The following is a 6832-nucleotide window of genomic DNA, read 5'->3' as shown; positions in this document are numbered from 1 at the left end:
GTTCGTGGTTAAGAGGAAGGCCGACTAAAAACGGGCTTGCCGCTCAGGCGTCGGCATACTCCTGTTGCAGGAGCATGGTTCCTAAAACTTTAGTTGCTTCGCTCCACTCGCTACGTTGCTAAACGGGCGCTCTGCGACTTTGTTCTCTAATCCATTTCTAATCTTCTTCTCCTTTCGTTCAAAGAAAGATCGTTTATTATAAACGGTATAGAGCAACTAAACATGGAAGGAGGAGCTAAAAGGATATGAGGATACACATTGTAATTATTTTAGTTGCAGGTTTGTTAATAGGTTGCAGTGATAAACAGTTTGCAATAGAGGAGCCGTCTAACACTACAAATAACACAGTAGATACTGTTTCGGTTAACAAGGATTTAAAAGAATATAGCATTTTAGAAGAAAAAGTGAATCTAGCCAACTATAAGCTAAATATCGTTAATGACAATCCATACAAGCGTGTTATTTTCATAGAGAATACAGATAACAAAAATGAATATAAATCCATTTTCATCAAAAAAACAAACCGACTCAAATTAATTCGACTAAGAGATGGTATTATTTATAATAAAGTGGTTTCATAACGATACAGATGACAATGTTACGCTTGGACTCCAAATAATCATGAAGTTAATGTCCTACAATTGCTTACTTGTTGTCTACAAGGGAAAGCAAACTTTGTAAAGTTTCTTCAGTCTCTCCATGTGCTGTTATTTGATGTTTTAATTGATTTCAGGAAAAATCTTAGCATGATCGCTACTGAACCAGCAGTAGATACATACTTTTGCTTTCCACGACCGAACAATTATTCAGTGCTTACTCGGGAGCAAAAAACGGCTCCCAATGAGATTTTGGCTGTTCCATTTCCACAGGACATGGAAAACTACGGCACTGAACATCGCATCAAGAAAATGTATTAGGAAACTGCTGGTATAAACTGCTTGTATATCTACTGCTTTCTGGCTATTCCGAGCCTTGCTGACAGGTCTAGACGTAACCATTTCCAAGGAGGAAAACACCATATAAGACCGATATTTTTACAAAAAATCCGAATAAATGAAATAGACTGAGTACCCTTTATCATTGGTTTTTGCAGGAAAAATGATGCACTTCCATGCTATACTGAAAACTAAAGTAAAAAATGGAGTTGGTTAGTATGGATCCACTAGATATCATGATGAGGCTTGATCAGATCGTTCCATACTTCGATCCGATTATAAGTGCAGAAAATCAATTCATTATTGGGTATGAAACGATCCCATATTTTCAGGACGATGAAAATGAATTACATAATCTCCTTTGGTTTTTTAAAGATAGCAGCATCCCAAGTGAATTTAGGCTAGAGCTTACGCATAATGTTTTGCAAAAAGTGTTAGATACTTATATGACGACAGATCAGTCGCAACTGTTATTTATTCATTACGATGCAAAACTGTTGTTCAAAGACAATGGCGACAGTATGATATCTATTTTAGAAACGTATGAAAACCAAGGTCTCTCATTGAATAAGCTAGTTCTACAGTTTTCAGAAGCATTTGTTAGCGAGCATATTGCTTCATTAAAACATTTATTTGCATATATTCAAACATTTGGTATCCAAATTGCCATTGATGATGTGGGAGAGAAAAACGGTAACTTGGATAAATTAGCTTTAATTAAGCCCAATATTATTAAAGTGGATGTTTCATTTTTACAAGAGGACGATCTGCCGCAATTATATCAGGATGTTCACCATCTACTCTCGATGCTTTCTCGCAAAATTGGGGCTGCTTTATTATTTAAAGGGATCGCTTCTTTTCATCAATTAAATTACGCGTGGAGAAATGGCGGGCGCTATTATCAAGGAGAATATCTGGAAAAAACACAGTCAGAATTCATATCGATGGACAGCTGTAAGGAAAAAGTAAAAAAAGACTTCCAGCATTTTATTACCTTCGAACGAAAAAAAATGAGGGCACAACTGGAATTAACAGAAAAAATAAATGAACAATTAAAGAACACATTAAAAACTGTTAAATCAGATGACCCTTACGATAAAACGATCCTTTCTGTTGCCAATAACTGTGACGATTATAGTTTTCGAGTCTATATTTGTAACGAAGCTGGTTTTCAGTTATCTTCCAATGCAGAGAAAGATACAGATGGTACATGGCGTTTACTTCCTGAAGGCAGACAAAAAAATTGGAGCTGGCGTCCATACTTTTTTGAAAATATCGCACGGATGAATATGGAAAAGAAAGGGATATTATCGGACTTATATACCGATATTGAAAGAGATGAACGAATTCGAACGTATTCTTACCCTATTTCTTCAGATCGTTTTATCTTTATTGATATTCCATATGATTTTCTCTTTGAACAAGAAGGTTTATTGTAAATAATGAATTATTGGTAAACAGTATGTTACAGAAAAAATATTTACCACTTTATTATAAGAAGAAGTTAAGAAAGTAGGAAAACTTCCACCAATAGGGTCCCTTGCCCCATTGGTGGTGGTTAGCCCCTAAGTAGGTTGACCTGCAGGCTCTGTTCAGAACGGAGAGGTTTACTTCAAGTCAGTTATCCAACCTATCCTTCTAAAAATATGCCCATAAAGTTGGAAGTTCTGTCTTACCGTCCGCTTATTCATAATCAAATGTGAAATTTGGCGAATTTCCATAAAATATTGCTTTCCACTAAAATTTTGCGTCTTACCAGTCTGTCTGCAAATCTTCGATAAATGATTTTAAAACAAGTGCTGCTTGCACGCAATCCGCTAAATTGGTCCACTCTTGTGGATGGTGGCTAATCCCATTTTCACTTCTTACAAACAGCATGGCAATTGGTACTTTCTCTCCAATAATCATCGCATCATGACCAGCACCACTCGGTAAATAAAACGGCTGTATACCTTGTTCCTTGATTGAATGAGCTAGCAAATCCTGCATTTCCTTTTTAATTGGTACAGGCTTTACTTTCGTTTTTTCCGTTATCTCAACTGTTAGCTGCTGATCGTTTGCTATTGTCTCAGCCAAATACTTCACCTTTTCAACAAGCTGATCTCTCGTTTGCTCATAAATATCTCTTATATCCACGTATAATGTTACCTTACCTGGAATAACGTTTACTCCATTCGGTTCTACCAATTGTTTACCGATTGTCGCTACTGCTGTATCATTGATGTTTCTAGGAAGTTGATTCACTTTCCAAATAAATTCGCTAGCTGCGACTAAAGCATCCTTTCGATCATTCATCGGGGTATTTCCTGCATGACCTGCTTCACCATAAAAAGTAATTTCAAGCCAGCAAGGACCAGCGATCCCTGTTACAATACCACAAGGTAGATTTTCTTTCTCCAATCGTTTACCTTGTTCAATATGTACTTCAATAAAAAGCGCTACTTCTTCCATATCACGTGTCGCATTTTTATAGCTATCCATGCTTAAATCTCGTTGCTGCAATACTTCAGAAAAGCTATATCCATCTCGATCGATTAATTGCTTTTTCACTTCTATATCTCTACCACCAATCATCCCTTCACTACCATTTAGCCCCCCATTAAAACGTGAGCCTTCTTCATCAACAAATACAACAATTTCAAGCGAGTGTATCGGTTGATACTTTTCATGCTTCCAAGCTTCGGCAACCTCTAACGCTATAATTACCCCTAACGTTCCATCAAAATGTCCACCATTGGGAACTGTATCCACATGTGAACCACTCATAATAGCAGGGAGGTAATCTTTTTTTCCAGCTAATCTGCCTATAAGATTACCAGCCCCATCCCATCGCACCTCCATCCCAGCTTCTTTCATCCAGTCGGAAACTAGTTCTTGAGCTCTTGCCTCGTCTTCAGAATAACCAGGGCGGTTAGAGCCGTTATCAGCGGTTAAACCGATTTGGGAAAGTGCATGTAAACGCTCAGCTATTCGTTTTCCACAAATCCCATTTTTATTAAGCTTTGTATCATATCGCTCTACTAAGTGCTTAAAAATACTATTTCCTTTATTACGATTGCTCATCATGTCTCTCTCCTTTAAATTTGTTGTAAGGTTAGCTGCCTAGTAGCTCATAAGGAACAAAGGCGCAGGACGCCCGTTTAGCAACGTAGCGACTGGAACGAATCAACTAAAGTTTTAGGAATCATGCTCCTGCAACAGGAGTATGCCGACGCCTGAGCGGCAAGCCCGTTTTTAGTCGGCCTTCCTCTTAACCACGAACCGATGATGACTTATCGTAGGGCAATGGAGTGAAGTCGCCTAGTTGCTGGGCGCTTGCGCCGGACGTGGCTAAATAACTTCGTAAGTTTATCCACAGCTGGAAAATTTTATAATTTCCTAGACAGCAAGAAAAAATGATTGGATTGCTTCTGAGCCAATGAAATAATCTACTAAAAATAAATCAAACCTGCACGGATCATCTTAATGTAACCATGTACTTGGTTCATTTTTAACGAATTATTTTAAAACTATAATAATTGAAACACATCTTTATCGTCAATATGATAGCGTTTTATATTCCAGGAATACTGTACAGGTTATTCTTCGCTGTTAAACGAAGTTGATGTATTTGCTCATAAATAGGCACCTTCTGCTTTTCGAATTGTGTGCGGATGACTGCCATTAGAGTTAGAAAAACTCTTGTAAAGGAAAAATTTATTCAAATCATCTAACCAAATACAGATAATCTTTCTGGACGATTGCGCCAAACGTGCCTTAATCGGTTATGTCATTATACACAAGCTAGCAATTTTACACTTTCTTATCTCTCAAAAGAAAAGACTGTCGGACTCCCGACAGTCTTATAAGCTCTATGAAAGTAATTAGTTGCCACCATCTTCTAGTTCTAACCATTGATTAATCAAATCTTGATTATCCTCAACCCATTTTTTTGCTCCATCAATCGGCTCCTCTGTTTCATTCACATAAGTCATTAACTCTCCGATCGATGCATCATCCATTTTCCAATTTTTGAGCCACTCGGCTACTTCTGGAAAGTCATCTTTAAAATCTTGTCTTGTCGCATGATGGATTTTTTCTACTTCTCCGTACACTTGCTTCGGGTCTTCAAGATATTTTAAGTCATATTGAGAAAATACCCGATGCGGATTCCAAAGTGGAGCAACGATCGGCTCTTCATTCTTTATTGCTTGAGCGATCTCCGTAATCATAGCCGGTTCAGAGCTTGGAATCAATTCGTAATCTAAACGATACGCTTTTATTAATTCTTCAGTTACTTCCATCGTTCCTGCACCAGCGTCAAAACCCGTTATCTCTCCGTTGAACATATCCTTATGTTTATTTAGATCTTCCACGCTATTAATTTCTTCTAAGTATTCAGGAACAACAAGTCCAACCTTTGCATTATCATACCAAGGTTCTTCAGAGAAGAATACGTTATTTTTATACTCTTGTAAATAGGCCTGATCCTGTACAGGAAGCCACACCTCTAAATTAATATCCAGTTCATTTTCTGCTAAGGCTTTCATAATGGTTCCCATATCCAACAAGTTTAAGTTCACTTTATAGCCCTGTTCTTCTAAAATAACCTTCCACATATTAGAAACAGCAATATTTTCTGCCCAACTAATTTGCGCCATTTCAATTGTACCTTTTTCCCCTGTTGATGAATCTGCTTCATTTTTTGAGTCTGTTTCTTCTCCACATGCAGCTAATAGAACGACTAACACCAAACTGAAACTGATTAACTTTCTCTTCATAAAAAACATAAATTGAGTTACTCTCTCCCATCCTATTTTGTATTGCGTTTGCAAAACCGTACAAGGTCAATGATAACCTTCATACCCCTATTACTGGATCAACACTTGCACCTTATCAATGCCGAACTTTTTTAGTAACAAGCTTAACTAGGGCAACCTGCTTCTTCATTCCTTACCATACATGAGTGATGTTAAGGAAAATTTTAAACCTACGTCGCAAGAGACGTGCCATAAGGGATATTTTGTTACTTTTTCGGTCATCTTATATTACGGATTTTTCGGCAAAAATTCGTAAATCTCTTCTGATCGTATACTAGCAACTAAACGTTCAAGCCACCGGTAATATACCTTTGATTGTTCAAGCTGTTCATAGATTTCTCGTGCTTCCTCAATCAATTCACTTGACACATTCTCATCTTCAAAAATTTGATCTAACGTAAATTCTGCATGTTTAATAGCTTCCATGTTCATTTTTGCTTCTCGGTCCCATAATTGACAAAAATAAGACATAAAGGAATGGAAAAAGTCCTTTTCCGCAGCATACGTATGTTTGCGAGAACCTTTTTGAAATTTTTTCTTTACCATTTCATTTTCTTGTAGCTTCCTAACGCTTGTACTCATACTTGGTTTACTCATGCCGAGTTCTTCGCGCATTTCGTCGAGATTCATTTGCTCTTTAAAGTACATGGTTGCATAAAGCTTTCCTGCGGCTGGTGTTACACCATACACATCCATCGTTTCTGCGATGGTTTCGATAACATAACCTTTTGCTTCTTCCAATTTTTCTCGTGCTATTTCATCATGAGATGCAGCCATCGTCTTCCCTCCTTTAAAATAAAGTGAACCTTCAATATTTAGGTTTTCATTCATCCCCATTAATGGTTAGTACTACAGTATAACCTAAAGAAATAGAGCATTTGGTGCTGTTATCTCCCGCTTAGACTTGTGTTGCAGTATAGATTATCCAACTCCTGAAGCGGGAGTCTTACAGCACCTTATATGCGGGATAAATTCGTTCAATGCGTTAAATATATATTTTACAAACTTAATGTTAACGCATCAATAAAATATGTCAAATGCAACCTTCAACAGTGGAAGGATTTTTTCGCTAGTTCACATTTAAATCTCATTCTTTAT

5 protein-coding genes are annotated in these 6832 nt (G+C 37.3%); 2 read left to right on the top strand and 3 right to left on the bottom strand.

Features of this window, described 5'->3' with window-relative positions; all coding sequences use genetic code 11:
• Positions 1 to 245 precede the first annotated feature (245 nt).
• The gene (locus tag D1839_RS12655) at positions 246 to 581 is read left to right on the top strand and encodes a hypothetical protein (RefSeq protein ID WP_120380326.1); all 336 of its coding nucleotides are present in this window, start codon (positions 246 to 248) and stop codon (positions 579 to 581) included.
• Positions 582 to 1153: 572 nt separating this feature from the next.
• The gene (locus D1839_RS12650) at positions 1154 to 2374 is read left to right on the top strand and encodes an EAL domain-containing protein (protein ID WP_120380325.1); all 1221 of its coding nucleotides are present in this window, start codon (positions 1154 to 1156) and stop codon (positions 2372 to 2374) included.
• 313 nt (positions 2375 to 2687) lie between these two features.
• On the opposite strand, the gene D1839_RS12645 is transcribed toward D1839_RS12650, so the two are convergent.
• From D1839_RS12645 to cudC, 3 genes are all read right to left on the bottom strand, one after another.
• Positions 2688 to 3998 carry a M20 family metallo-hydrolase gene (locus tag D1839_RS12645; RefSeq protein WP_120380324.1) on the bottom strand — a complete coding sequence of 437 codons (1311 nt, stop codon included), beginning with the start codon at positions 3996 to 3998 and terminating at the stop codon, positions 2688 to 2690.
• Positions 3999 to 4798: 800 nt separating this feature from the next.
• The gene (locus D1839_RS12640; RefSeq protein ID WP_120380323.1) at positions 4799 to 5704 is read right to left on the bottom strand and encodes a glycine betaine ABC transporter substrate-binding protein; all 906 of its coding nucleotides are present in this window, start codon (positions 5702 to 5704) and stop codon (positions 4799 to 4801) included.
• A gap of 258 nt (positions 5705 to 5962) precedes the next feature.
• Complete coding sequence (gene cudC, locus D1839_RS12635) at positions 5963 to 6511, bottom strand: choline uptake/conversion transcriptional regulator CudC (protein WP_120380322.1); 549 nt, start codon at positions 6509 to 6511, stop codon at positions 5963 to 5965.
• Positions 6512 to 6832 lie beyond the last annotated feature (321 nt).

Source organism: Roseburia sp. 1XD42-34 (genome assembly GCF_009917385.1).
In the GTDB taxonomy this organism is placed as follows: Bacteria; Bacillota; Bacilli; order Bacillales; family Amphibacillaceae; genus Virgibacillus.
This window is presented reverse-complemented; position numbering and strand designations above follow the sequence as displayed.

Excerpts from the sequence above, each read along its gene's own strand:
- D1839_RS12655 (WP_120380326.1), top strand. The coding sequence starts at position 246 with ATGAGGATACACATTGTAATTATTTTAGTTGCAGGTTTGTTAATAGGT.
- cudC (WP_120380322.1), bottom strand. The coding sequence starts at position 6,511 with ATGGCTGCATCTCATGATGAAATAGCACGAGAAAAATTGGAAGAAGCA.
- D1839_RS12645 (WP_120380324.1), bottom strand. The coding sequence starts at position 3,998 with ATGAGCAATCGTAATAAAGGAAATAGTATTTTTAAGCACTTAGTAGAG.
- D1839_RS12650 (WP_120380325.1), top strand. The coding sequence starts at position 1,154 with ATGGATCCACTAGATATCATGATGAGGCTTGATCAGATCGTTCCATAC.
- D1839_RS12640 (WP_120380323.1), bottom strand. The coding sequence starts at position 5,704 with ATGTTTTTTATGAAGAGAAAGTTAATCAGTTTCAGTTTGGTGTTAGTC.